Annotated in this window: 15 protein-coding genes and 5 tRNA genes; 7 read left to right on the forward strand and 13 right to left on the reverse strand. The window is 59.0% G+C overall.

The window, feature by feature from the left end; all coding sequences use genetic code 11:
* Positions 1-158: 158 nt before the first annotated feature.
* The 4 genes from Q9451_RS23250 to Q9451_RS23265 form a co-directional block, all read right to left on the reverse strand.
* A complete protein-coding gene (locus tag Q9451_RS23250) occupies positions 159-4097 on the reverse strand; it encodes an RHS repeat protein (protein ID WP_012271135.1) in 3939 nt (1312 codons plus the stop codon).
* Between the two features lie 24 nt (positions 4098-4121).
* Positions 4122-7109 carry a hypothetical protein gene (locus tag Q9451_RS23255; RefSeq protein WP_012271134.1) on the reverse strand — a complete coding sequence of 996 codons (2988 nt, stop codon included), beginning with the start codon at positions 7107-7109 and terminating at the stop codon, positions 4122-4124.
* A 127-nt stretch (positions 7110-7236) separates the two neighbouring features.
* A complete protein-coding gene (locus Q9451_RS23260; protein ID WP_150104946.1) occupies positions 7237-8490 on the reverse strand; it encodes a hypothetical protein in 1254 nt (417 codons plus the stop codon).
* Between the two features lie 32 nt (positions 8491-8522).
* Complete coding sequence (locus Q9451_RS23265) at positions 8523-9047, reverse strand: hypothetical protein (RefSeq protein WP_041166412.1); 525 nt, start codon at positions 9045-9047, stop codon at positions 8523-8525.
* Positions 9048-9299: 252 nt separating this feature from the next.
* Here Q9451_RS23265 and Q9451_RS23270 point away from each other — a divergent pair, with 252 nt between their 5' ends.
* The 5 genes from Q9451_RS23270 to Q9451_RS23290 all read left to right on the forward strand — a co-directional run bounded on the left by Q9451_RS23270 (position 9300) and on the right by Q9451_RS23290 (position 19463).
* Positions 9300-10535, forward strand: coding sequence for a hypothetical protein (locus Q9451_RS23270; RefSeq protein ID WP_012271133.1), 1236 nt, complete (start codon positions 9300-9302; stop codon positions 10533-10535).
* Positions 10532-14662 carry a hypothetical protein gene (locus tag Q9451_RS23275; protein ID WP_345960790.1) on the forward strand — a complete coding sequence of 1377 codons (4131 nt, stop codon included), beginning with the start codon at positions 10532-10534 and terminating at the stop codon, positions 14660-14662. The genes Q9451_RS23270 and Q9451_RS23275 overlap by 4 nt, the downstream gene beginning before the upstream one ends.
* Positions 14663-14719: 57 nt before the next feature.
* On the forward strand, positions 14720-15601 hold the full coding sequence (locus tag Q9451_RS23280; RefSeq protein ID WP_345960791.1) for an RHS repeat-associated core domain-containing protein: 882 nt from the start codon (positions 14720-14722) through the stop codon (positions 15599-15601).
* A gap of 257 nt (positions 15602-15858) precedes the next feature.
* A complete protein-coding gene (locus Q9451_RS23285) occupies positions 15859-18384 on the forward strand; it encodes a fimbria/pilus outer membrane usher protein (RefSeq protein WP_012271131.1) in 2526 nt (841 codons plus the stop codon).
* A complete protein-coding gene (locus Q9451_RS23290) occupies positions 18381-19463 on the forward strand; it encodes a fimbrial protein (protein ID WP_012271130.1) in 1083 nt (360 codons plus the stop codon). The genes Q9451_RS23285 and Q9451_RS23290 overlap by 4 nt, the downstream gene beginning before the upstream one ends.
* Positions 19464-19571: 108 nt before the next feature.
* Here the strand turns inward: Q9451_RS23290 and Q9451_RS23295 are convergent.
* From Q9451_RS23295 to Q9451_RS23315, 5 genes are all read right to left on the reverse strand, one after another.
* A tRNA-Gly gene (locus tag Q9451_RS23295) sits at positions 19572-19647 on the reverse strand.
* 84 nt (positions 19648-19731) lie between these two features.
* Positions 19732-19807, reverse strand: a tRNA-Gly gene (locus tag Q9451_RS23300).
* A gap of 3 nt (positions 19808-19810) precedes the next feature.
* Positions 19811-19886 (reverse strand) — tRNA-Glu (locus tag Q9451_RS23305).
* Between the two features lie 91 nt (positions 19887-19977).
* Positions 19978-20053 (reverse strand) — tRNA-Gly (locus tag Q9451_RS23310).
* Between the two features lie 2 nt (positions 20054-20055).
* Positions 20056-20131, reverse strand: a tRNA-Glu gene (locus tag Q9451_RS23315).
* A gap of 333 nt (positions 20132-20464) precedes the next feature.
* On the opposite strand from Q9451_RS23315, the gene Q9451_RS23320 reads away from it, so the two are divergent.
* Positions 20465-21232, forward strand: coding sequence for a hypothetical protein (locus tag Q9451_RS23320; RefSeq protein ID WP_012271129.1), 768 nt, complete (start codon positions 20465-20467; stop codon positions 21230-21232).
* A gap of 158 nt (positions 21233-21390) precedes the next feature.
* Here the strand turns inward: Q9451_RS23320 and Q9451_RS23325 are convergent, their stop codons facing one another.
* Both Q9451_RS23325 and Q9451_RS23330 read right to left on the reverse strand, forming a co-directional pair.
* Positions 21391-21873, reverse strand: coding sequence for a GAF domain-containing protein (locus tag Q9451_RS23325; protein WP_012271128.1), 483 nt, complete (start codon positions 21871-21873; stop codon positions 21391-21393).
* Positions 21874-22761 carry an ATP-binding protein gene (locus Q9451_RS23330; RefSeq protein WP_012271127.1) on the reverse strand — a complete coding sequence of 296 codons (888 nt, stop codon included), beginning with the start codon at positions 22759-22761 and terminating at the stop codon, positions 21874-21876.
* A gap of 76 nt (positions 22762-22837) precedes the next feature.
* Between Q9451_RS23330 and Q9451_RS23335 the strand changes: the two genes are divergently transcribed.
* Positions 22838-25195, forward strand: a complete 2358-nt coding sequence (locus tag Q9451_RS23335; RefSeq protein ID WP_012271126.1) for a response regulator — start codon at positions 22838-22840, stop codon at positions 25193-25195.
* Here Q9451_RS23335 and Q9451_RS23340 read toward each other — a convergent pair.
* Together Q9451_RS23340 and msrB are read right to left on the reverse strand one after the other, a co-directional pair.
* Positions 25185-25673 (reverse strand): glutathione peroxidase, encoded by a 489-nt coding sequence (locus Q9451_RS23340; RefSeq protein WP_012271125.1) that lies wholly within the window; start codon positions 25671-25673, stop codon positions 25185-25187. The two genes, Q9451_RS23335 and Q9451_RS23340, sit on opposite strands and share 11 nt — an antisense overlap.
* Positions 25674-25686: 13 nt before the next feature.
* Positions 25687-26082, reverse strand: a complete 396-nt coding sequence (gene msrB, locus Q9451_RS23345) for a peptide-methionine (R)-S-oxide reductase MsrB (RefSeq protein WP_012271124.1) — start codon at positions 26080-26082, stop codon at positions 25687-25689.
* Positions 26083-26212: the final 130 nt, after the last annotated feature.

The raw sequence follows: 26212 nt of genomic DNA on the forward strand, positions 1-26212 counted from the left end.
ACAGCTACGTGATCATTGAAATCCACATCCTCCCCCCGCACAACTGGCAAATTTGTCAGTTGCCAACATGGCCGTTATATTATCTGCGTACCGGCCAAAACAAAAAAAACCCGCGCTAGCGCGGGCTCTCAAGGGGTAGCAAGGCTACAAGCACAGGATCAACTCTGCCCACTCAAACGATCAACACCATCATAGTAATAGTTCGAGGTCCCCCCCGCCTTGACGACTGACCTCAGCCTACCCGTGGCGTCATATTCCATTTCCATGCCCTCACCATCGTCTTCAAGGTTGCCGTCATCGTCATACGTCAACCTCTGCTCGGCTGTATACCCTTCATAGCTATTGGTTATTTTGCTGAGCTGCGCAGGGTCTTCATATTCGAAGAAGTACTCGGCCACATTTTCACCCGGCGCGTCCGTGTCTTTATCTGTCAGTTCGGTGATAACCAGCACAATATTGTCCAGGGCATCAAACTCAAATGCCTGGCCACGGATCACATGCCCTTGCGGGTCGACTGGGGCCAATTCGCCACTGCATTTATAGTCATACAAGCGACCGCGACTCTCGTACGCATAGACCTCGTTCCTGAGCCAGTTTTCTCCGTTCAGCACACCGCCAGCTCCCGAATTAAAGGGCTTGTGCTTTGCGTAGATGTTTTTCAACCGCTCATTGACATCTGCAGACGCGGCGGGTTGAAACACCTTGCCCCGAACACGATCAGCGTACACCTCGGCTTGTCGCCGCTGGTCTTCTCCCGGCTCCCCTGGCCACAAGGTTTTCACCACGATGCGGTCACATTCATCGTACCGCTGGGTCAACGTCTGTATCTCACCCTTCATATCGAAACGGCGAAGCGTCTCACGATCGAAATCGTCATATTCCAACTGAGTAATGAGGAAGTTGTCGCCATCACGCGTTGCGATTTCCGACGTTCTGCCCAGCGTGTCGTACGCGAACATTGCTACCGTCGAGCCCAGCGTGGTCTGCAGCAAACGCCCGGCCGCGTCATACTCATAGTCTTGCACCTGGCCCAGCACATCGGTGTAGCTCAGCATGCGTTCGCGGTAGCTGAATGCATACTGCATTTCAAAGACTTCGTCGCCCTCCTTGCGCCTCTCCAACTTCATCTGCCCGGTACTGAAATACTCCCTTTCCAGGGTTTGCCCATCTTCGGTACAGCTCAACAGCCGGGCGTTTTCCGAATCGTACTGGTAATCAGCCGTGAACCGGCTGGATACTCGCTTTAGCGGCTCTTCACCCAACACGGGGTTATATTCGTAATCGACCCATTGCTTGGAGGGCGTAAACACCCTCTCCGGCCGGTTTTGCCCAGGTTTATAGTACAGAGTGCGCTTACGCCCACCCGTATCAGACTTGTATAGCCGCTTGAGGCCATCGAAGGTTTGTGTGCCCAGCTCGATGCCATTGACACCGATGTATGCCGGAAGGTCGCCACTGTCGAAGTCCGCATAGCGGCGGGTTACCACCGACCTGTCGGGGAGGGTCTGCTCCAGCAACCGGCCGAAGGGATCGTAAGTACTCAGCGTGACGGACTGATCGGCCGCCACTTCCCGGGCCACACGCCCCAGGCCATCGTAATGATAGGTATGTTGGCTGTATGCAACGGTATCGTCCCTGGACTTGAAGCGCCTGACCTGGGTGGGTTCATCGAACCGGTTGAACCAAGTTTCGGTCACGCCACTTGCGTCAGCGCGATCTTTTGACTCCCGCCAACTGCGCTTGATAGGCATAAACGCCGAGTTCTGGTTACCCACCGGGTTCGTCTCTTCAACGTGGCGGATAGCATCAGGCCCAATTTGCCACGCCTGCTGGCCCCAGTCATCGTAGCCATAGCGCACCGTCAACGGCAGGTCGACTGGACGGTGAACCCCCTGCTCGGAAACCTCATCCGCCATCCAGTCGTATTCGGTTTCTTCCTCAAGTTGGCCGTAAGCGTTGTAAACAGCCGAATAGCTCTTGCGATACGCCTGGCGTCGCCATACTTCGGCACTATCGGCGTCCATACGCTCCTCTTCGAATACACGGCCCAAACCATCGAGTTTCGATCGGGTCGTTACGCGCTTGACATCGCTCGACGTCTGCACAGCCGGTTCGTCAAGAACCGCCAGCACATAGCTGTAAGTGCGATAGGCCCTGTAAATGGGATCGTTGGGTGCAACGGTCTCACTGATCACACGGGCCAGTCGATCATAGGCATAGGCAATTTCCACATCGTTGTCATCCCGGTTGAACAATGGCTCACCGATCAATGCCGAGTGCTTCAGGACGATAGTTTTCTGAACATCGCGAAGGGTGCCGTCTTCCAGCGCTTGGCCATGATCGAAGCCCGTCACCACTTGAGTGGTCACCAAGGCTGGATGGTGTTCCACGACCTCTGTCGTGTAGGTGTACGACGTGGTCGTATCCTGGTCGCCCATGGTGAAAGTCGTGATGCTTGGCCGCCCATAACTCAACAAGTCCGCTGTGGATTCATGGTAATCGGTAAGCGAATGGCTCAGCGGTACCGGCACCTTGGCGTCACCTTGCAGCTCAAAAAAATGCTGTTCTTTTTCCACGAGCCACTGTTTGGCAATATAGTCGGGCGTGCCGTCGGGCAGCGGAACCGGGTCGAGCGCTTTATAGACGAACTGCGTGCGCGTGGTTGCGGCCTCGCCTACGGATGATGGGTTAATGGTCTGGCTCTTGCGCCAGCGCACAAAGTTCTGCGGGTCTGCCGGGCAACTGCCCAGCTCGCCTGCAGCGGGGTAATATTCATACAACGTCTCGACGCCCGTGGCGGGCACTTCGCTTATCAGGTTGCCAAACACGTCATAGGTGGTAGCGTGTTCGGCCTTGCCAATCGCCGCATTTCCCTCCACTTGCCAGGTCTGGGTCGAAAGGCTCGCCAGCTGGAAGTTCGCAGGTTGCTTTATGAAGGGCTCCGCCGGATTGCCAGGGTATTGGCTGACCGTGGTATTCACACATTGGCCCTGAACCTGTTTTACCTCGACACTGCGGTGGAAGCGGTCGTAGGTTGACAAGACGGTGCGATCCGCCTGTCCTGGGCAGCGCTCGGTGGTTTTACTCCAATAGGAATAGTTGGCATCCGTCACCTCGTAGAGGTTATCGCGGCCATTGTTGTTCCAGACGATTGAGCTGCCATTGCCCACGAAGTTGGTCGTGGAATAGTCATACTCGGTCACTGTATCGGGTTGGCCAAAACCCGGAACAATGCTGTGGCGCTTGACCCGCGGCAAATATTGCTCAACCCCTGGGAGCTTGTGGCCAGGGTCACCGTCAACACCGTACTCGATATGTTCGACCGCACCGGTCGGCGTACGCACGCGGCTCACACAGGTTTGCCCATGCACCTGCTGGTAGGAAAACTCCCAGTACGCCTGTTCATTGGTGGGCAGCACCACACGCTCCAGCCGCCGCCCGTTAAACTTGAGCGTGTAACTGGCCCTGGCATCAGGTTGATCCGGGTACAGGGTGATGATCATATCGCCCGAGTATTCGATCAACAACAGGCGAGCCGGCCGCCCCCCACCCACGCCTGAATCAAACACTTCACTCAGGCAGGGGGTGCTTGGCAATTGTGGATTGTCACGATAGACAAACTCCAAGTAACGCCTCGAATCGGCATAGAGCTTTTTCGGTAGCATCAACTTTTTTGTCCCGATGTTGGTGGGCTGCAGCACTTCCGTCAGAGAGGAGTCCTTGTGCTCGACCCGATACAGCCCATCGCCATCCTTGTGAAAATGGAAAGAGTCCAGCTTTTTCTCGCTGATACTTTCCACGCCATCCACTGTAAATCGCTCACCGGTATAGAGCGAAAGTGCCCCCCCTCCGGCAGGGTACGCATCCTCGATGAAACTGCTGAGATTGATATCCCAACCTTGCCCATAACCAAAGTCACCCGCCCCCATGGAGTTGTAGCTGAGCTTCAATGGAAACTCCGCTCCCCCCAGATAATCACCACGCAACACAGGCAACGCGATACTCAGGCCATACTGGCCTGTACGCGGATCAACACCATTACTGATGAAACTCAAGAAATTGAACGCACCGGAGTGCAATGCCGTTTTGCCAGACATATCAAGTCACCTAAAAATATATGATTATCGAATCGCGCACGTCAACTTGTCGCGACTTCCCTGCAGACCATTTGCCAAATGGAATGAAACCCTGAGCTTGTGCCAATTACCGTTCTGATCCATCAGTCGGAACGACAAGGGTTTTTCCAGCTCGACTCGCCACTGCCTTTCACTGGGGTGTTCTTTGTCGTAAAGGAGAGGCAGGTCCGACACCCGGTGCAGGGCAAAACAAACCTCGCCTGCGGCCGCTTTATGGTCTTCAAGCAGCTCTGTATCCAAGTAGGTATCGCGTTGGGTTTGGTATTCCACCAATGCCTGCAATAAACCGTCATGCACAAGGTATTTCTCAGGGTCCTCTGGGTTGTCTATTCTTTTACCGAGCTGTTTGTTTTCACGAGCAAAGGGGGTAAACGCATAACCGGTAAAACTGCAGTACTTCTCCCTTCGCTGATCAGACTCCCAGCGCATCATCGACACGGGGCTGTCGTCTTCAAACTTCAGCCTGAGGAATTTCAGTGTCTGGAAGGCATCATCTTTTGCCCCCGCCAGTATCCAATAGTCAGTTGTATCGTCTACCTTGTGAAAATCTTCATCACCCACGCCTTCCCACCCTTTCACCGGGACACGTGTGAACGTATAGGTCTCTTTGGAAAAAACGGGCACGGATTCAGCAACCACCGTTACTTTCTGAGTACCGTCGGCGTAATCGGTAGAGCGGTAGACCGCATTATCGTCACCCTTGAACTGGGCAGCCACTTCCAGCGTGCCAACGGCGGTACTCTGCAGGAAAAACCGCTTGTATCGGGTACTGTCTTCCCCTCGCGCGCTGCCCTGCATAACCTGAGTACGTGATCCCACCCGATTGGCACTATTATTCACGACCCAATTTTTAGGGCCGTCGCCTGGTTCAAGGCCTTCTTCACCGTCAGGTAGGAATTCAAGCACCTTGCCGCCCTCAACGTTGTACAGTTTGAGGCTGGCGAGTTCTTTATCGCTGATCGGTGGCGAAATAACCCCCGGCCTATCAACTTTTGTCTCGATGGTTATTCTTACTTCAATCTGCTGCATACCGTTGGCAAAACATTTGCCAACGCTGAGCAGTTCGACGGCAAACCTGAGAAGGCCATCCCAGCTACTGGCCACGGGTGCGGCGGTTGCGACCGGTCGGTGTTCGATGATTGCGTACCCGTTCCGCGAGTCATTGTAATCGGCCATTACTACGGTAACCGGCAATTGGGCGTTCTCGGGGGGGGTATAGACACCGTTCTGGTCTACATCACCTTCTCCAAACACATGCCACGTCAGGTCGCTGGGCGCATCCGTGACTTTGAATGGCACGGTGGCGTTGGGCTTGTAGCCCGCCACATAGAATGGCTCGACAAAATAGCGCTGGGGCCAGTTCACGATTACCACTGTCGCCTCGGCATAGGCGTTCGTTCGAGTATCCGTGACGCGAATGACCTGGAACAGGATTTCGGGTTTACCTGGTTCGATCATTGCCGGCGTGAAACGGGCCTTGCCATTACCCAGGTCTTCCAACCTGCCCAGGTCCAACTCGTATGCGCTGCTGTGGTCGCGCTTGTCGAGGTTACCGGCCCGTCCCGGTCCTCGTGAAGCGCGTAATGCTTGCGGTGTATCGATCTTATCCCACTTAAGGGTACCGCCATTCACGCTTGAGGCAGACAGTTCGATCGGCACTCCATTGGCGCCGGTGACCATGATTCGAGGGGATATCTGCACCGGCTTGACGTGCTCGACCACCACCGCACTACGTGACTGCTCACTGCCACTGCCATCCAGGTACTGCCCCGTCACCACCGAAACCTGGCTATCGGCGATGAACCGATCTGCATCGCCCGACGAATAAATGCCGGCGGCGCTAATTGTGCCACTGGCAGAAACACTCCTCAGGTTAGCGGTTGCCCACGCCGTGACGGGCGTAACCCCATTGAGCGCGAAGGGCACGCTTCCCTGCGCCACGGTACTTGCCGTGGCTGGGTCTACCCGGTAGGTGTTTTCTGTGGGCGAAATCTGACCAAAGCCGACCACATCGGCTGGCTCGTACTTGTCAGCGTCTTCGTACGTGTAGCGATACGCGTTGGGTATCCGTACCGGCCTGAGTACCTGAGCCAATGGCTCGCCACGCTTGCGATCGTTGATTGGGTCAAGCAACAGCGAGCATGAATGCTCGGCCCCTGTGGCGGCTGTGCCGGGACTTAGATAGGGGAAGTTGTTGCCGGGTTGCGGAAGCGTGCCCTGCAGCAGATGCGAGCGTAACTGCATCATCAACACCACCGCGCCATCGCCTTCGCTAGCGGCCTTGTCCTTGAACAGTTTGTCTGTCTTGGCCCCCCAAGGTGCCCTCTGGGTCAAAACCTTGATGCTCTTGGGCGACATCGACGCGTAATCTTCGCCATCGAACTCGACCAAGGTATAGACCTGGCGAGCGCTAGGTTGGTTGAGCCAATGGTCGTAAACCGCTTTGCCTATCTGTTTCGATGCATAGTCGGTGGTACCCAGGTCACATTGCAGCGTATCGGTCCGGGCATCTGAAAGCGCCAGCACCAATTGGGTATACTGCCCGCTCACGCTTTGCTGCAGTTTCAGCTCTATGTGCGCGCTGACCGCATAGCGCATGGCCTCATTCACACTGTGAGCCCGCAACAGTACAGGCGGGCTGCCCGGCAAATAAGCATGCTGAATGTAATCGCCCGAGAGCAGGGTCATTCGCACGGTCGTGACGGCCGACAGCAAGTTGGCCTCTTCGAAATACAGCTGTGGCGGGCCAAATACCAGGTTGCGAAACTCGCCACGCAACTGGCCGCCCTCGTCCAGGTCAAACGCCATGCTCATGGGTTCGATGAACGTTTGATTGGTATAGCTTTGTAGCCACTGGTCCGACAATAACTGGTTGATCTGATCTCGCCCCACTTGGGCAATAGCAGACCAACCCGCCATGACCGTGCCGCCAGCCAGCTGCTGGAGTATCTGTTCTTTAGTAAGGTTTGTCACGACCAATCCCTCGCTTCATCGAGCCTGTTCAGCCCTGCAAATAAATTCAAGCGGCCCGCTTTAAGTGGCCGTTCCTTCACTGTTTCAACACGGCAAATAACCGAGCGCATCCCGACAACGCTCACCTTCATACCTTGAGCGTCAGGTCTAGTTTCGGAAAGTCCGTCCATTGGACGCCATCGAAACTGACACTGGCCCAAACCAAAAATTTTTGGTCCGGCTGTAGCTTGCTCAACAGCTCATGAGTCAGTAAATCGTCTACACCCTCTTTCACCTGCAACTCGGTAACCGGCACCTGATCGCGCAACACTTCCGTTACCGGTACCGACCCAGCCCCTATACCACTAAGGTGAATGCTCAGTAGCTGGTCTTTCTTGATAAATAACCAGGGTTCCAACTTCAGTCTGCCACCCGCGGGCACCAACACCAGCTCTTCATCGGCGTTTGCATCCGGGCAATCAATACGTTCATACCGTGTTTCATCCACCGGCAACACCAGCAACTTCACCGCTTTACTATCCCAATGAAGCCCTGTATTCGTTTCCACTATCCGATAAAAAACTTCGAACCGCTTGGACGGCGTGACACCCATATTGGCCGGGACAAACTCGGCAGGCACGTTGAATACCAACGGGCCTTCCGCATCTGGGTATTGAATGATTGTTCGGCCACCGTTCGGGTCGCCTTGCCAGTGCACTTCAACGTGTTCATCCGGGCGCAGATCGGCTTCGCTGGGGATGAGGACGTAGGCCCCATTTCTCCTGATATCCCAGGCATTGATATTATATTCATCTGCCGCACCGGCATTTGTGCTGTCCCTGACAGTAGGCATGGGAGGCACTGCGCGAGGCGCCGTCACGTCCAGTGGCACTGCGTGTGACGTCAACGAGGCGCCTTCACGCGCGTACTGGTAAAAAACCTGTACTGCCCCCAGGCTGGCAAGTAACAGTGCCGGTTCGATCAGCAGGGAAAATCGCCCGGCGACCAGGCTGCTTTCATCCAGACGAATAACTTGCACGCTGGCTTCGCCCGACGGCAACACCCAGGCCAGCAGCAAATAGTCACCTACGGCAGGCTGCGGATAACCGTCGATGATAATCGGTAAACCGTCTGGGTAGTTGCCAGGATCAATTTCGCTACCACCACCATTGCCCACCTCAGGTGCGGGCAATAATGTACCCGTGTCCACTGCGTCGCTGATCAAGAACGTTTGCGTACGCGAGGGTGTAAGTTCGCGACCGTCCTTGAGTTTAACGGTATAACTCATTTCAAGACGCCCATCCACATCGACTGCATTCAGGTCCGATTTGGGTATCAACCATTCCAGCGGCTCACCGTTGAACTTCTGTTCCGGGCGCAATGACTTTTCCAGCTTTGACAACTCCAACCCCGTACTTCTGAAGCGTCGAACTGTCAATGTACCTGATCACCATCCTGAATGGCCTGGTAAGCAGCCGTCACCACGTGGGCATGCTGCTGCAACTCATCCTTATTGATCTTCAAACCGTGCGATTGCAGTACCTGCACCACCGGCAATCTACCGGGGCCACGCACACCCACATAACAAAACTGCCGCATGGACTCTGGCGCTGTCACATCATTAACTTGGTACGACAGGAACGCATAACCGCCACTGGCATTCGTCACGGTCCGATTGTCTATCTGTAAAACTACATTATCCGGGTCTTGTACCAGGGTGACCTCCCTGACCAAGTCAAATGGAACACCCTCCGGATCCACCCCTAACCAATTGGAGTAAACAAGGTCTCCGTGACTCAGCCCTGCCCCTCGAATAACGGCGCTGAGGCTGTCGCTACCCAAGCGGTCCAGGTCCACTTCAAGGCTCTGCGTCAACCCTTCAATGACCGGCTTGGGCTTGATGAAAGTTGCGCCCCCCCCCACGCTGTCGATCGCGCGGTTTTCCGCTTTTGAAATCATTGTTCTTACTCCATATCAGGCTTGCCGGAACCAAGTTTTACGCCTGCAACCGGTGCTCGACCACTGGCAAAAATACTAGGCCCAAGCCCGTGCCCGGCGGCACTGCACGTCTTGGCTGGGCCTGCGCCCTACCTGTTATTTATGCCAGGTGCCAACCGAATCCAGCTGTTTTAGCCTGAGCGTTACCGGGCCATCCCTGCGAGGAGTGGCCTGCTAATCAGCAGCTTGATCAATAAACAACGGAGTTCGACCATGATAAATACAACACGGGGAAGCCGTACCCACCGCGCCCCATCCCCGCCTCTTCTCTTGACGTTAACGTTCATTTTTTGTGGCTTAATTACCCCCTATGCCAGCGCAGGTACAATTACCCTGATTTCAGCGCCAACCGGAGACTTTGGGGAACGCCGTTGCACCGTGGATATCCCCCCAGCCGGTGCAGGAAAAACATTAAAACTCTCCGTGGCGGAGCGCGGCGGGTTAGGCGTGGGTAATTGCTATGACATTAAGCCCAGCGATATCTTGATGCAAGATATTCCCTCCTCCGCAGAAATCCTGCTGACCGATGATTGGTTGTGCGACACGAAATTGGACGATACGTTTTACACAGAGGACGACCCCGAAGATAACAAAAGCTTCGTTATCCGACTGGAGACGACACGCAATCCCTCGCAACTCCCTGAAATTGGCATTGACCGCCTGGCAGAGTTCGAGGTAGGCAAATACATTGACTACACCAACGATGCCGGCGAAAAACCTGTCGGTTTCAAACTGGCCGCCAAAACCCACAATGACGCAGGAAGAATCACTAGGAAACTGAGTTGCCTGCAAATAAACATTTCCGAAGACTCCAACACACCAACACTCACGCCTGTGCCCTTGGGCGAAAAGACGACCACCACGATAAAAAAAGAACACGACCACGAGTTTGATTGCGCAAGCGACGAAGTCATGGTCGGCCGTGCGCACAGTGGCGATGAACACGGTGATCATAAAGATGACTGGACGAAATACACCTGCCAGACCGTGAAAGGCGATGGGAAGGTGAAGATTGTGATTAAACAGGATTATACCGCCGCCAAGATCTCTGAATGTGGCAGGCGCAAACCTGAAAGCACGAGCGAAAAACAGCCCGACAAAAGCTGTACAGAAGCCGTTACTTACAACAAAGATAAGGTCGACCCCATTTACTTCACGTGCCCGACGGACAGCGTGATGGTCGGGCGCGGCCATAAAGGCGATGAAACTGGGTACACCACCTACCGCTGCGCCACGCTTTACAAAGACACGGAAGCTGTCGAAAACAAAATGATCGTCGTACCCGGTGATTGGGAGAAGGAAGTCAAGGAGTCAAATTCCGATTTCACCTGTGGCCTTGGCAAAGTCATGATCGGCCGCGCGCACAAGTCCGACGAAAATGGCCCTACCAAATACCGCTGCGGCCAGCTGTTCTACCCAACCAACCCGACAACGCAGGTGACCCCATGAGCAGCATGGCCGCGCACTCCAATGCCAATAACTTCGCCGTCGAAAAGCGTGTCGACCCACGTACCGGCCAATATGGGCTGAGCATCGCGATTCCTGAATTGGTTGCCGACAGCGGCGCCGGTGCCAGTTTCTCGCTAAACCTGGCCTACAACTCAATGGCCGCGGGCGATGTCGGGTATGGCGAAGGATGGGATTTGAACCTTTCCCGCTTTGTCGAGCATGCCTACCCTGAAGGCGGTGGCGCCCTGTCGCTGTTTACCGGCGAACAGTTCACCGTGGACGGCATCGAGAGCATCAGCGAGAAAAAACTCGATACCTTCCACTTCCACAAGGATGGCGAAGGGCGCTTCCGCGTCGTGCACCGTAGCGGCGTGGTCGAAATACTCGAAGAGATGGGCGCGGGCGCACAGCGTGCGGCCTTGCCGACACGCATCTACGCACCGTCCGGGCACTGGCTCGAACTCACCTACGCAAGCAACTCGGTTACCCCGGGTTGGTTTTGCTTGACGCACGTACACAGCGGGCATCCCGATGGCGCAGGTAAAGGCCGCCTGTTGCTGCAGGTCGCCTACGGCGGCACGACTGAGTTCACCCTGTACCCTGGCGCCGCTGATGTGCAAGCCAGCCAGGTACTGAAGTTCAAGGGGCGACAACTGCAGAATGTGGTACTGCCCGACCAGACTCAGTGGCAATTCGACTACCAGACCGTGCATGGGCAGACCTGCGTGACCAAAGTGGTCTCGCCCACAGGCGCTGTAGAGCACATCGAATACGGCATCGACGGGGATCCTGGCCATGCATTGCCGGGCGTCGACAAGAAGCTGCCACGGGTCAAACGCCATCGCGTTCAGCCAGGGCAAGGCCAGCCGGAAATGCGCACGGACTATGACTACTCCACTGAAAACTTCATGGGTAATGGCAGCACCATTACCTGGCGCAACAACGGGCGCGACAATTTGTACGACGTTGTCGACCCAGGCTACAGCTATTGGTGCAAGACCACCCAGCGTTGCCCGGGCCAGGCTGACCGCACCGTCACCACCCACTACGACCGCTTCCACCGCAGCACCCAGGAAACCCGCGCTCAGGGCAAACAGGTCACCCGAACCCAAATCGTCTATCACGGCGAGTTGGGCGACCCCTTCAGCAAACAGCCGCCCATTTACCTGATGGCGAATACGGTAACGACCTCTTGGGAAATGGAGGACGATGCCAACAAAAAGCGCTTTGAAACCATCACCACCGAATACGATCGAGAGGGTAACCTCACCAAGGAAATTCAGCAGGATGGCGGGTACACCGTGCTGGAGTACTACGACGCCAACGGCGAACCTGGCAAATGCCCCGCTGATCCGAACGGCTTCAAGAAGCATGTAAAAAGCCAGACGGTCTACCCGAGCACGCTTGCCAACGTGGTAGAAGGCGCCACCGTGCTACGCACCGATTTTACCTATGGTGCGCTGGGGACCCTGCAGGGTCGCATCGACCTGCCCGAACACGGCGAAATCGCCTCGACATGGCTGGCCATCGAACAGGAAGTGCTGACGGACGCCGCCAACCCGCAGGCCCTGCGCGCCCTTAGCACGGTCAAACGGACCTACCTCAGCAGCCCCAGCAATGCTCACTACCACGGCCGCATGAGCAAACGTGAAACTACACTGCATGCCGGGCATGATGGGACGAAGCTGGGTAAAGTGCTGGCCGACACCACCACAACGCTTGAGTGGAAGTTCAGCCTCTCCTCGCACAAGGCGCTGGGCGATGTCCTGCAGACCACCCAGACGACCATCGGGCATAACCTGAGCCAGAAGGTTTCTAAACAGAGCCAGCATCCGCTGACAGGCCAGGTGCTGGAAAACCTCGACATTCACGACACGGTCACGCGCTTCAGCTATGACACAAGCAATCGGCTGACCAGCGAAACCTCCGCACCGGACGATGACGAAAAGCGCGCCACTGTCCGCTATCGCTATGCCGTGTCGGCTGAGCAGAACCTTCAGGAAACCGAAGACAACCTGGGCGTAATCAGCCGCGTGTTGTTCGACGGCCTCAACCGCATCATCAAGGAAGAGCGGGTATGCGAGGCGGTGGCCTCGAAGGCCAGGCAACAACAGACGTATCAGGTTTATTCCGCCGCTTACAACGCCTTCGGCCAGCTGGAAAACGAAACCACCTACGACCAACTGCCCGACCGCGAACTGGCCTTGACCAGCCAGCATCGATACGACAACTGGGGTAACCGTTGCGCTACCGTGCGCCCGGACGGGGTGACCGTGTTCACCGACCGCTCCCCGTTCGGCGCCGAGGGGGATATCGTCACCACCTGGGAGGAGTACCCGGACCAACCCGGTGTGCGAAATAGCCAGAGCACCACCTCCTTCAATCGCTTCGACAAACCAGAACAGGTGCAAACGCTGGATGAGCACGGTGCCTCGGCATCGACACGCGCCTACAGCTATGACGGCTTTGGCCGCAGCGTCGCAGAAACCTATACCTTCGGCGTGCCGGCAAGCGGCAAGCACACCGCACGTGCCGAACACAAACGCACCACCGGTTACAGGTACGACATCTGGGGGCGCATGCAGCGCACCGATCGCGCGGACGGCTCGGCGTTGAGCCGGGAGTTTGCCCACCACAGCACCGATGAACTGGCGACCACCCTGCTGCTGCACCCGCAACGCAACGATAAAGGGCGTTCGGTGTGTGGACGCGAGTTCGACGATATCGACCGCCTGGTCAAAGTGACCGTTGGCCGCCACCAGGAAACGCGCGAGTACAGCGGCTCACAGTTGCTGCCAGAGAAGCGAATCATGGGCTCTGGCCGCACGTTCAACTACGAGTACGACCTGGCGGTCGGCACCGCGCCAACACGTATCACAGCGGGGAAAAACCAGAAGCCTTCCAGCTTCAAGTACAGCATGGCCTCCGCAGCCATTACCGAAGCGCAGAACGAGCAAGGTACACGCAGCTACAGCTACACCGACCAGGGTTACCTGCTGAGTGAAAGCTGGGCAGACAAACAATCGGGCGATGTCTACACGCGCGACTTCGTCTATTCGTTGCAAGGGCGCATGCTGACGTGCAGCGACAGCGACAACAGCCGAAAAGCATACGAATACGATGAACTTGGCAGGCTGCACTCGATCACCCAAGGCACGCTGCAAGCGGTATTCACTTACAACAGTGCAGGCCTGTTGCATACCACGCTGACCACCAACAACGCCGAGGCCGCCAACCCGCAGAAACTGCTGTGCACCCAGGCCTATGACCACCGCGGCCGGGAAACGTCGCGCACCCTCAAGCTGAGCCGGCTTGACACCACCCTCGATGAGCGCGCGCTCGAACAAGTGTGGCGCGACGACAACATGCTGCACAGCCGCACGCTGATCAAAGCCGGTACGGCGGTGCTGACGGAGCGCTTTGATTACGATGACCGTGACCGCTTGTACAACCACAGGTGTGAAGGCAGCGCGCTGCCTACCAACAGCAAGGGCCGTGCAATCACCAACCAGGCGTTTGAGTTCGACGCGTACGACAATATCTACCTTTGCCGCAGCGAGTTCGCGGATGGCGAAGTCGACGAAGCGTTCTACGAATACTTCGAAGATTTACCGTTCCAGCTGAAAAGCGTAAGCCATACGCTGACAGCCGATTACCCCGCTTTGGTGAAGTTCAGCGAGGACGATTACGACGCCGATGGCAACATGCTCAAGGACGAGCAGGGCAACCGCCTGGTGTACGACGAGGATACCGGCCAACTGGCCAGCGCTGCGGCACCGGGCGGCACGGCCCTGGCCAACTTCCGCTATGACGGCCACGGGCAACTGCTGGGCGTGCGCCACGGTGCGCAGGCCGAGGAGCAACGGCGTTACGAGGGCTATCGGGTCAGCAGCACCTTGCGCGATGGCTTGCTCACCGAGTACCTGTTTGCAGGCGACTCCCCGCTGGGGCTGCAACAGTCGGGCAAAAGCAACGAGACACGCCTGTACATGGCCAGCAACAACAACAGCGTCATCGGCGAATGCGCGGCCAATGATGAGGTGCATGAAGCCAACTACAGCGCCTATGGGGAGGTGCAGGAAGGCAAGCTGCTGGGCCTGCTGGGCTTCAATGCCGAAGCGCGCTAGCAGGCACTGGGCTGGTACCTGCTGGGGCGCGGCTACCGTGCCTACAACCCCAGCCTGATGCGCTTCCATAGCCCGGATAACCTGGACCCTGAACTGGCGGGCATCAACCCATACGTGTACTGCCTGGGCAACCCGGTCATGTGGCAGGACCCTACCGGGCATTACAGCCGCGGCTGGGGCTCGAACGATGACCCGGTGAAAGAGAAGCAGAAGCGCGGGGCTGAGTTCTGGCTGAACATTGGCGTTTTGGTAATGAACATAGGCTTGACCATTGGCTTTGCCGTGATGACCGCAGGTGCCGCCACCCCGCTCGTCATTGGCGTACTGGCGGTAGGTATCACCGCAACGCTTGCATCGGCGGCTACACAGGTTGCCGCGGAGTTTGTGAAAGACCCGGAAAAGAAAAAGAAATTGGGCATCGCGTCTATGTCACTGTCCATCATCGGCACGATGACGTTGACGGCAGGGATGGTCAAGGCAGGGTTCGACAAACGTGCTGCGGCCAGGAGGCAAAGCGTTGCCGAAGTGGGGGATGCTGGGGGTGCCGGTGACGGGGGCCTACGGCGTAACAGCACAAGGAGCAACGGGGCCCAAACAGATGACATTTCACCAGTAGAGGACAATTTGCCAGCGGACATAAATCAGCCGTCTGCGCGCTCATCGAGCGCGGATCGTAATCCACCTCCAGCTCCAGCTTTGCCACAACGTGCCGCACTTGAACCAACCCCTGACTACGACAGATCACCACGTGGCTCATTGATCACGGTTAAGATGGAGCAAACGGACATCATGGGTGTTCCCTTGGCTCCAATTAGTAGCTCCAGACTTCTCGCGGTCACCGGGACTAGGGTGAAATCAGCCATTCCAGGAGGGGCACGTACTAACTCCTTCGCTACTCCAGAAGCTGCCCAGGCGTTTGCTAACACGCTTCAAAAATAACTAGCGCCAACAGGTTCGGCGCTGCAGATATCATCTGCAGCGCCGTTCTTCTTACGGGTTTTTGTGTTTCACCATCCTGACCCAAAAACACATCGACTTATCCCCCCCCCCCAGACTAGCCCTACAGTCCTCCCCCAACTTTCTCCTTATCTTTCCGCCCCACCAAGCGACCGCCTCATTCCAACCCCAAACGCCTCGCTTGTCACCGCCAGCACCGCCTAACCGCCGCGCTCCAATGTCCAAACCAGGCACCTGTCATGCTCAAGCCCTTCAAACACCAGCAGGCGCTGTCACGCCTGCGCTTTTCCACCCTTCCCGCTCTCAGCGCAAGCCTGCTGAGCATGCCGGCCCTGGCCGCCCCCGCCGACCTGCAGTTCGAGCCCGGCTTCATTCGCCAAAGCCCAGGCCAACCCGCCGATGCCGGCGCCCTCGCGCTGCGTGCCCTGGCCGAGCAGCGCCCACTCGCCGCCGGCCGCTACAGCCTGGAGCTGTACCTGAACCTCAGCCCCTTGGGCAAACGGGACATCACCCTCGACGACAGCCGCGATGGGCAAACCCTGGCGCCATGCCTGAGTGCCGATCTGCTGGATGAAATCGGTGTGCGCGAACAACACCTGGGCGCCAGGCAACCCGGCGATGAAGGCCACTGTATCGACCTGCCCACGCAACTGGCCGGCGCCAGTGCCGACCTGGATGCGGGCAAGTTGCGCCTGAACCTGTCGATACCACAGTTCTACCTGCGCCGCGATACCAGCGGCGCCATTGCCGAGCACCACTGGGACGAAGGCATAAACGCCGCCTTCGTCAATTACCAGGCCTCGGCCCAGCACAGCAACCGCCGCGGTAACGGCACCCACAACAGCCATGACCTGTACCTGAACAGCGGCGTCAACCTGTACGGCTGGCGTCTGCGCAGCCAGCAGGCGCTGCGCGAAAACCGGCAGGGCGAGCTGCGCTGGACGCGCACCAATACCTATGCCCAACGCGACCTGCCGGCACGCTGGGGTACCCTCACCCTCGGCGAAACCTTTACTCAAGGCGAGGTGTTCCGCAGCTTGCCGTTCAAAGGCGTGAAACTGGCCTCCGACACCGAGATGCTGCCAGACGCCATGCAAAATTACGCCCCCGTGTTGCGCGGCGTGGCGCAAACCTACGCCAAGCTTGAGGTGCTGCAGAACGGTTACCCACTCTATTCCACCTTCGTCGCCCCTGGCCCATACGAAATCGACGACCTGGCCGTGGGCGCCAGCAGCGGTGAGCTGGAAGTGGTTCTGACCGAAGCCGATGGCCAGGTGCGCAACTTCATCCAACCCTACTCCACCCTGGGCAACCTCATGCGCGCAGGCGTGTGGCGCTACGACCTGGCCCTGGGCCGCTACCACGGCGCATACGAGGCCGACACCCCCGCATTGTGGCAAGGCACGCTGGCCCGCGGTATGGGGTGGGAAAGCACGCTGTACGCTGGCGTGCTCGGGGGTGACTACTACCGCGCCGCCACCCTCGGCCTTGCGCGCGACTTCGGGGCGTTTGGCGCGCTATCGCTGGACGCCACCCAGGCCACCAGCGACCTTGGCCCAGCACTGGGCCAAGTGCAAGGCAACAGTTTTTCGGCCCGCTACGGCAAGGCCTTCGACAGCGGAACCAACCTGCGCTTCGCCGGCTATCGCTATTCCACTGTCGGCTACCGCGACTATGACGAGGTGGTGCAGCAACGCAACGCCTCCGATCACTACCTGGGCAACCGCCGCAGCCGGCTGGAAGCCTCGGTGTACCAGCACTTCGGCAGCGCCGGCAGCCTCAGCCTGACCCTGTCGCAGGACGACTACTGGCACAACAGCCTGCAACGGCGCCAGTACCAGGCGCAATACAACACGCAGCTACCGCACAATATCAGCCTCAACCTGTTCGCCTCGCAGTCGCTCAATTCGTCGCGCCACAACGACCGCATCATCGGCCTGAGCCTAAGCCTGCCCCTGGACTTCAAGCACGCCTCCAGCGCGACCTTCGACATGCAGCACAGCGCTGGCAAGCACAGCGAACGCGCCAGCCTCAGTGGCCACTTCGATGACCGGCGCCTGAACTACCGCGCCACGCTGGCCAACGACACCCAGCAAAGTGGCAGCCTGTCGTTGGCCTACCAGGGCAGCCATGCCAACTACGGCATGGGTTACAGCGAGTCCGCCGATTACCGCAACCTATCGCTGAGCAGCAGCGGTGCCCTGCTGGCGCACGGCGGCGGCATGCTGCTGGCGCCGTTCATGGGTGAAACCAATGCCGTGGTGCATGTGCCGGGCATCGAAGGGGTTGGCGTGGGCCAGGCACAACAGGGCAAGACCAACCCTGCGGGCTATGCACTGGCACCGTACATGCGCCCCTATCGGGCCAACCAGCTGGTACTGCAACTGGACCAGCTCGACCCGGAAATCGAAATCGACAACGGCACCACGCAGGTGGTGCCACGCCGCGGCGCCGTGGTGCTCGCCAAGTTCCCGGCGCGCCGGGTCAACCGCCTGGTACTGACCCTGTTGCAAGCAGACGACCGCCCCCTGCCCTTCGGCGCACAGGTCAGCGATGCCCAGGGCCAGGTATTGGCCGTGGTCGGCCAAGGCGGCCAGGCACTGGTCGCCACCCACCTCGAGCAGCAGCAACTGCTGGCCAGGTGGACGGCGGGCAGCGAGCAGCAATGCCGCTTCGATATCACCCCCGCCACCTTGCCGCTTGAACAAGGCTATCGCCTGCAAACCTTGCGCTGCGAAGCTTCTTCCGACTGGAACCGCCAATGAACGCCACCCATCGCCTCACCCTGCTATCCACCTTGCTGCTGGTCAGCCTGCCCTTCATTCACCTGCCGGCTGCCCACGCTGCGTCAGGCTGCGTCATCAACAATGGCCCAGGCCCTGCCACCTTCACGGCAGATTTCCAGAATGTGTGGGTGCCCAGGGACTTGCCGATCGGCGACCAAATCACTCGACTGCGGGTTCCCGTGACCTCCGACCCGGCAAACAGGGCTGTCTCTTGTCACAACAGCTCCGATCGCCTTCTGGAAGCGCAAGCCGACTACACCGCGCCGTTTGCCTACGATGTGCCAGTGCGACTTGGCAGCGGGCGCTTCGCCAATAGCATCATCAGAACCCGGACCCCGGGGGTTGGTGCCGTCATCGAACTGGGCCACCCGTTCAGCGGCGGGGCACCCAATACGTTCAGCTCAAGCACGGGCGACACCTTCCTGCCTTACCGCGGCACCAACATGGCCAGCATGGCCATCCCGATCCTGATCGGTCCGATCAGCATGACAGTCACACTGGTCAAGATCGGGGCCATGGCGCCCGGGCCAGTCTTGCTGGATGAAGAAGTAGCCCGTGGCAGCACCTCAGATCAGCCTGACGCCTTCCGCCTGCGAATCAGCGGCAACCTGAACCAGGCACAGTGCACATTGAAAAGCGATGCGGTCAGTGCCGACCCGGTCGATCTGGGCAGCCATACCGTGGCGGACTTCCCGGGCAGGGGCAGCACCACGACCAGCATGCCGTTCCATATCACCCTGAGTGACTGCGAGGACGACCCCAACTCAAGTACCGCTACGGCCTATATCTACCTGACAGGCACCGATGGCTCGGCCGCCATCGACCCTAAACTGGGCCTGTTCAGCTTGGGCAACGGTTCGACGGCGACCGGTATTGGCATCCAGATAACCGATGACAGTGGTGTTCCCGTGCCATTGGCAGAGCACGTATCGACCAACCAGAGGCTTCAGCTGCCTGTAACCCGCCTGCCTTATCGTGCGCACTTCTACCAGACGAACGATCGGGTGACCCCTGGCGTGGCAAAGGGCGCGCTCGATTTCACCATCAGTTATCGCTGAGTGCAGCCCTGCCCTGCGCGAACGCGATGTTCGCACAGGCGGGGCGCAAAAATCAGGCACGCAAAAACGCAAAAAGGAACCCGAAGGTTCCTTTTTGCGTTACATGTTTGGAGCGGGAAACGAGACTCGAACTCGCGACCCCGACCTTGGCAAGGTCGTGCTCTACCAACTGAGCTATTCCCGCATTGTGAAACTTTACCGCTACGGCGTGAAGCGCCATCAAGACCTTCACCACCACTGCACCGCATAGACGCCACAGTATTTAAACTGGAGCGGGAAACGAGACTCGAACTCGCGACCCCGACCTTGGCAAGGTCGTGCTCTACCAACTGAGCTATTCCCGCAAATGGCGTCCCCTAGGGGACTCGAACCCCTGTTACCGCCGTGAAAGGGCGGTGTCCTAGGCCACTAGACGAAGGGGACACACAACACTTTTCAGTGCACCAGGTTTGAACCTCACGATTCAGCCTGGGTTTTCTTTTCCTGCCCCGCCGTTAAGCGTTGCCGGAGAAACTGGAGCGGGAAACGAGACTCGAACTCGCGACCCCGACCTTGGCAAGGTCGTGCTCTACCAACTGAGCTATTCCCGCATTGGCGTCCCCTAGGGGACTCGAACCCCTGTTACCGCCGTGAAAGGGCGGTGTCCTAGGCCACTAGACGAAGGGGACACGCTACAAGCATTACTGCTTGCTTTCACTCCCTGCCGCGTTTCGCTGTGTGCTTTACGCTGCAAGTGGCGCGCATTCTATGGATGGTTGGTACAGGCGTCAACCCCTTTGTAGAAATTTATTTAAATCAATGACTTCCGGGTATACCCAGCGCTGTTTCAGGCAGCCCACAGGCGTTTGCCGTTGATTTTCTGGCGTCAAGTCAGCATTAATGTGCCAGCATCCAGTCATGGCGCAGTTTGCCGATAGAAAAAGAGAATGGCTGCCTGGGCCTCTCGCGAGCACGCTCGCTCCTACACTCAATAATGCAAACCTATTCATGAGGCATTAACGGTGACACCACTTCTGATCACCCTGCTCATCGTGGCGGGCATCGCGCTGCTGATCGTGATCGGCTACCTCAACAATGTGGTCGAGAACGGCAAGCTGGAACGCGCCCGGACGAAGATCGAGCTGGCCGACCGCCTGCGCCGCTGTGGCGAAATCACCGAGACCTTCCCCGGCCAGTTCATGACCCCAGCCCTCAAGCTGCTGCTGACACGCCTGGAGCTGAACCTCAACCAGCGCCTGCTGGCGGTGGACAAGCACAATGCCGAACTCAAGGCGCGCATCGCCGAACTGGAAGGGCTGATTGCACTGGGCGACAAGGTACCGGTGAACAACCCACCGAACCCGATCCACACCGAGGTCAAGGCCAAGGACGTGCGCTTCCTGCTGGAGGCCATGCACAACCAGGTGACCCGTGCGGCCCAGGAAGGCTTCCTGGCCACGCCCGAGGCCAAGCACTGGATCAAGGAAATTCGCCATATCCTGGTGCTGCTGCATATCGAGTTCTTCAACAACCTCGGCCAGCAGGCCCTGCAGAAAGGCCAGCCCGGCCAGGCGCGGCTGGCGTTCGAGCGCGGCGTGCAATACCTGCGCAAGCAACCGGAGCCGAAGGTGTATGAAGAGCAGCTCACGTATCTCGAGAAACTGCTGGCCCGCGCCAACGCCCAGGTGCTCGACCGCATGACCCCGGCCGAGGACGAGCACAACGAATTGACCGACGGGCTCAAGACCGATGAAGAAGAGACCTGGAAGAAGAAGGTGATGTACGACTAAGCCCTGCGCCGTTCCCCTGTAGGAGCGGCCTTGTGTCGCGATGGGCCGCAAAGCGGCCCCGGCGACTTCAGCGTTAATGCATAGATCCGGGGCCGCTTTGCGGCCCATCGCGACACAAGGCCGCTCCTACAGGGATAGCGCCGGCCATTGGACAGTGGTCAGCAGTCAGTCAGCTCAAGGAAGATCGCCGCCAACCGCTCCAGCCCCACCTGGTCTGCCTCACCGAACCGCCCAGGTTTCGGGCTATCCAGGTCCAGCACACCAATCAGCCTGCCTTCCTTCACCAACGGGATCACCAGCTCGCTGTTGGACGCGCTGTCACAGGCAATGTGCCCTGGGAACGCATGCACATCTTCCACCCGCTGTGTCTGCCGCGTGGCCGCCGCCGCCCCGCACACGCCTTTGCCGAAAGGAATACGCACGCACGCCACCTGACCCTGGAACGGCCCCAGAACCAGTTCTTCGTTTCGGTTCAGGTAGAACCCCGCCCAGTTCAGGTCGTCCACCTGGTTAAACAGAAACGCCGAAAACTGCGCGGCATTGGCGATGAAATCACGCTCGTCGGCAAACAGTGCCTGCACTTGCGCTGCCAGCAGGTTGTAGCCGTCGAGGCCTGCGCCACTGGCATTGATGTCGATCATTTACTTTTGCTCCAGCAATTGCAGCCCAACCCAATAGCGGGCGAACTGATAGGCACAACGGCCATTACGGTTACCGCGCCCGGTGGCCCAGCGCACGGCGAGGATGTCGAGCTGCTCGTCACGCTGCCAGGCCAGGCCCGCAGAGCGTGCCAGCTGGCCGATCCAATGCTCGACAACATTCAGGAAGTGGTCCTGGGTGAACGGGTAGAACGACAGCCACAGGCCAAAACGGTCAGACAGGGCAATCTTGTCTTCCACCGCTTCGCTGGGGTGCAACTCGCCGTCCACGCGCTTCCAGTTCTCGTTGTCGCTCTCCTTCTCCGGCACCAGGTGGCGGCGGTTGGACGTGGCATACAGCAGCACGTTGTCTGGTGCCTGCTCCAGCGAGCCGTCGAGCACGCTCTTGAGCACGCGGTAGTCGCCCTCCCCGGCTTCGAACGACAGGTCGTCGCAGAACAAGATGAAGCGTTGCGGCAACTTCTGCAGTTGCTCCACCACCCGTGGCAGGTCGGCCAGGTGGTCGCGTTCGATTTCGATCAAGCGCAGGCCGGCGCTGGCGTGCTCGGCCAGCAAGGCGCGTACCAGCGACGACTTGCCGGTACCGCGCGAGCCCCACAGCAGCGCGTGGTTGGCCGGCAGGCCGTTGATGAACTGGTGGGTGTTACGCCCTAGCTGGTCACGTTGTTTGTCGACGCCGATCAGGTCGGTCAGGCGGATGTCCAGGCTGACTTCCAGCGGTAGCAGGTAGCCGCTGCGGCCATCGCGCTGCCAGCGGGCGGCCAGGGTGGTGCCCCAGTCGATGTTCGGGCGCGGTGCCGGCAACAGGGGTTCGAGGCGCGCCAGTACCGATTCGGCGCGGTCCAGGAAAGCAATCAAGCGAGCGTCCATGACGACTCCTAACAAGACAGGTGAGATTTCCAGCTGAATGTGTGACAGGCCCGCCAGCTGCCGGGGCTATTCGGCTATGCTTGCGCAGCGCAAGGAACGTGAAACCGGCTCGGGACTCATGGATATCAAGTTCACCAATCGCCTGTCATACAAGCAAGCCCGGTTGACAGTCCTGGTCGGCTTCATCCTGGGAACATTGCTCAGTCTCATCCAGATCGGCATCGATTATGCCAGCGAAGACGCGTCCATCAACCGTGAAGTGCGCGCCTTGCTGCAAATCAGCCACAACCCGGCCTCGCGCATTGCCTACAACATCGATTCCGAGCTGGCGTTGGAGCTCACCCGGGGCCTGCTGCAGTCGCCGGCCATCATCCGCGCCCGGCTGATCGACAACAACGAAACGGTGCTGGCCGATGTCGAGCGGCCAAGGCTGCAGGACCGCTACCGGCTCCTCAGCGACTTCCTGTTTGGTGAGCAGCGCCAGTTCAAAGAGCGCCTGTTCCTGACCCATATGCCAGAGGAATACCTTGGCACCCTGTATCTGGACGTCGACACCTACGCCTTCGGCAGCCGCTTTCTCGACCGTGCCGGCATCACCCTGCTCAACGGCTTCGCCCGCAGCCTGGTGCTGACCGGCATCCTGCTGGCGCTGTTCTACATGATGCTGACCAAGCCGCTGGTGACGGTGATCGGTGCGCTCAGCGGCAGCGACCCGCGCAAACCCCGGCAAACGCGCCTGGAATGCCCGCATGGTCATGAGCACGACGAAATCGGCGTGCTGGTGAAGGTCGCCAACCAGCAGTTCGTCAGCATGGCCACCGAAATTGAACAGCGGCGCACGGCAGAAAACCGCCTGACCCAGTACCTGAACGAACTGGAAGACATCGTGTCGGCGCGCACCGACGAGCTGAAAGCCAGCAACAGCAGCCTCAGCCTGTCCAACCAGGAGCTGGAGCAAGCCCGCCGCCGCGCGCTGGACATGGCCCAGGCACGCGCCGCCTTCCTGGCCAACATGAGCCACGAAATCCGCACCCCGCTCAACGGCATGCTTGGCATGATCGCCCTGGCGCTGGACAACCCGCTGCCCAGTGAACAACGCCAGCAACTGGCAATTGCCCACGATTCGGGCAAGGTGCTGGTGGAGCTGCTGAACGATATTCTCGACCTGTCCAAGTTCGATGCTGGCCAGCTGGAGCTGGAGCGTATCCCCTTCGACATGGGGTCGATGGTGGAAGACACCGCCAACCTGCTGTCGCAGAACACCGCGCAAAGCGTGGAACTCACGTGCCTTATCGCCAGCGACTTCCCTAGCAGCGTGCTCGGCGACCCCACGCGGGTGCGGCAGATCGTCAGCAACCTACTGTCCAACGCGCTCAAGTTCACCCGCTTCGGTCGCGTCGATGTGCGCCTGGTGACGATCGTCGGCGGTGTGCGCCTGGAGGTGCGTGACACGGGCATCGGCATACCGGAAGAAGCCCAGGCGCGCATCTTCCAGCCCTTCACCCAGGCCGGTGCCGGCATTACCCGCCAGTACGGCGGCACCGGCCTGGGCCTGGCGCTGACGCGCAACCTGTGCAAGGCCATGCAGGGCCACCTGCACATTCGCTCCGAGCCGGGCTTTGGTAGCTGCTTTACCGCCGAATTACCGCTGGCCGTGCACACCGAAGCCATCCCGCCGGTGCCCCTGCATGGCCACGTGGCCGCCCTGAGCGCAGGCGGTAGCGGGCTTGATGAACTGCTGCAGAACTTGCTGCCCGCCTGGGGCCTGACCTACCAGCGCCATGACAGCAGCGCCACGCTGGACGGCGCCGCGATCGACCTGTTGATCAGCGACGATGTGGACCACCTGTTCGAACTGCGCCAGGCACTGAAAACCCCGATACTGCTGGTGACCGCCTACGGCAACTTCCTGCCCAACGAGCAGTCGCTGGCCTTGGCCCCGTTGCATCAGCTGGCCCGGCCACTGGCGCGCAACGCCCTGTACCAGACGTTGCGCCGCACCTTGCAAGGCCATGAGCCCGAACACCCGCTGGCCACCCCGGCCATTACCCTGGAGCAAGGCCGCGCGCGGATTCTGCTGGTAGAGGACAACCCGGTAAACCAGTTGGTAGCCAAGGGCATGCTTGCCAAGCTTGGCTGCCAGGTGCAACTGGCCACCCAGGGCGCCGAGGCGCTGGAACTGTTGCAGCATGACGACTTCGACCTGGTGCTGATGGACTGCAACATGCCGGTGATGGATGGCTACGAGGCCAGCCGGCGCATCCGACAGAGCGGCCGCTGGCCCGAACTGCCAATCGTTGCCCTCACCGCCAACGCCATGCCCGAGGAGCGCGAACGCTGCCGAGCGGCAGGCATGAACGACTACCTGGCCAAGCCGTTTCGCCGCGAAGAGCTACTGGCCCTGATCGACCACTGGGTGCCGCTCAACGGCTGAGCAAGCGCTCGATGTCCGCTTCCAGGGCCTGTGGCTTGGTGGTGGGGGCATAGCGCGTGACCTGACCGCTGGCAGGGTCGATCAGGAACTTGGTGAAGTTCCACTTGATCTTCTGCGAGCCGAGCAAGCCCGGTGCACGCTGCTTGAGTTCGACGTACAGCGGGTGGGTGCCGGGGCCGTTGACCTCGATCTTGCGAAACAGCGGAAAGCTCACACCGAAATTGCGCTCGCAAAACTGCGCGATTTCACGCGCATCGCCCGGTTCCTGCTTGCCAAACTGATTGCATGGAAAGCCCAGCACCACCAGGCCGCGCTCGCGGTAGGTTTGCCAGAGTTGCTCCAGGCCCTTGTACTGCGGGGTAAAGCCGCACTGGCTGGCGGTATTGACCACCAGCAGCACCTTGCCTGGGTAGTCTGCGAGCGTCTTGTGCTCACCGCCGAGGGTCACGCAGGGGATGTCCAGCATCGATGCAGCCATGGTCGGGCTCCGGTCAGTCGCGTGGGCGCAGGTCGATGCACACCGAGTTGATGCAGTAGCGCAGGCCGGTCGGTGCCGGGCCATCGGGGAACACGTGCCCCAGGTGCGCGTCGCAACGGGCGCAGGTGACTTCGGTGCGGATCATGCCGTGGGAAGTGTCGCGGATCTCGATCATCGCGCTGTCTTCGATCGGCGCGTAGAAGCTCGGCCAACCGCACCCAGAGTCGAACTTGGTTTGCGCGTCGAACAGTGGCAGGTTGCAGCAGATGCAGTGGTAGATGCCGTCGCGGCGTTCGCTGTTGTACTTGCCGCTGAATGGCCGCTCGGTGCCCTTGAGGCGGCATACCTGGTATTGCTCAGGGTCGAGCATCGACCGCCATTCATCCAGGGTTTTTTCGATCTTTTTCATGTAGGGACCTCGGCAGGCTGAATTTCACCCCGCGCCGTCTTTTCCGGGGCGCGGGTGGCACGTATATTAGTTGGCTTCGTGTGCCAGGCGTTCAGTCTGGCACCCGCTTCCTGCCGTTTCAAACCTTTCG

Source organism: Pseudomonas sp. NY8896 (assembly GCF_039634505.1).

Excerpts from the sequence above, each read along its gene's own strand:
- Q9451_RS23250 (WP_012271135.1), bottom strand. The coding sequence starts at position 4,097 with ATGTCTGGCAAAACGGCATTGCACTCCGGTGCGTTCAATTTCTTGAGT.
- Q9451_RS23265 (WP_041166412.1), bottom strand. The coding sequence starts at position 9,047 with ATGATTTCAAAAGCGGAAAACCGCGCGATCGACAGCGTGGGGGGGGGC.
- Q9451_RS23270 (WP_012271133.1), top strand. The coding sequence starts at position 9,300 with ATGATAAATACAACACGGGGAAGCCGTACCCACCGCGCCCCATCCCCG.
- Q9451_RS23275 (WP_345960790.1), top strand. The coding sequence starts at position 10,532 with ATGAGCAGCATGGCCGCGCACTCCAATGCCAATAACTTCGCCGTCGAA.
- Q9451_RS23280 (WP_345960791.1), top strand. The coding sequence starts at position 14,720 with ATGCGCTTCCATAGCCCGGATAACCTGGACCCTGAACTGGCGGGCATC.
- Q9451_RS23285 (WP_012271131.1), top strand. The coding sequence starts at position 15,859 with ATGCTCAAGCCCTTCAAACACCAGCAGGCGCTGTCACGCCTGCGCTTT.
- Q9451_RS23290 (WP_012271130.1), top strand. The coding sequence starts at position 18,381 with ATGAACGCCACCCATCGCCTCACCCTGCTATCCACCTTGCTGCTGGTC.
- Q9451_RS23325 (WP_012271128.1), bottom strand. The coding sequence starts at position 21,873 with ATGATCGACATCAATGCCAGTGGCGCAGGCCTCGACGGCTACAACCTG.
- Q9451_RS23330 (WP_012271127.1), bottom strand. The coding sequence starts at position 22,761 with ATGGACGCTCGCTTGATTGCTTTCCTGGACCGCGCCGAATCGGTACTG.
- Q9451_RS23335 (WP_012271126.1), top strand. The coding sequence starts at position 22,838 with ATGCTTGCGCAGCGCAAGGAACGTGAAACCGGCTCGGGACTCATGGAT.
- Q9451_RS23340 (WP_012271125.1), bottom strand. The coding sequence starts at position 25,673 with ATGGCTGCATCGATGCTGGACATCCCCTGCGTGACCCTCGGCGGTGAG.
- msrB (WP_012271124.1), bottom strand. The coding sequence starts at position 26,082 with ATGAAAAAGATCGAAAAAACCCTGGATGAATGGCGGTCGATGCTCGAC.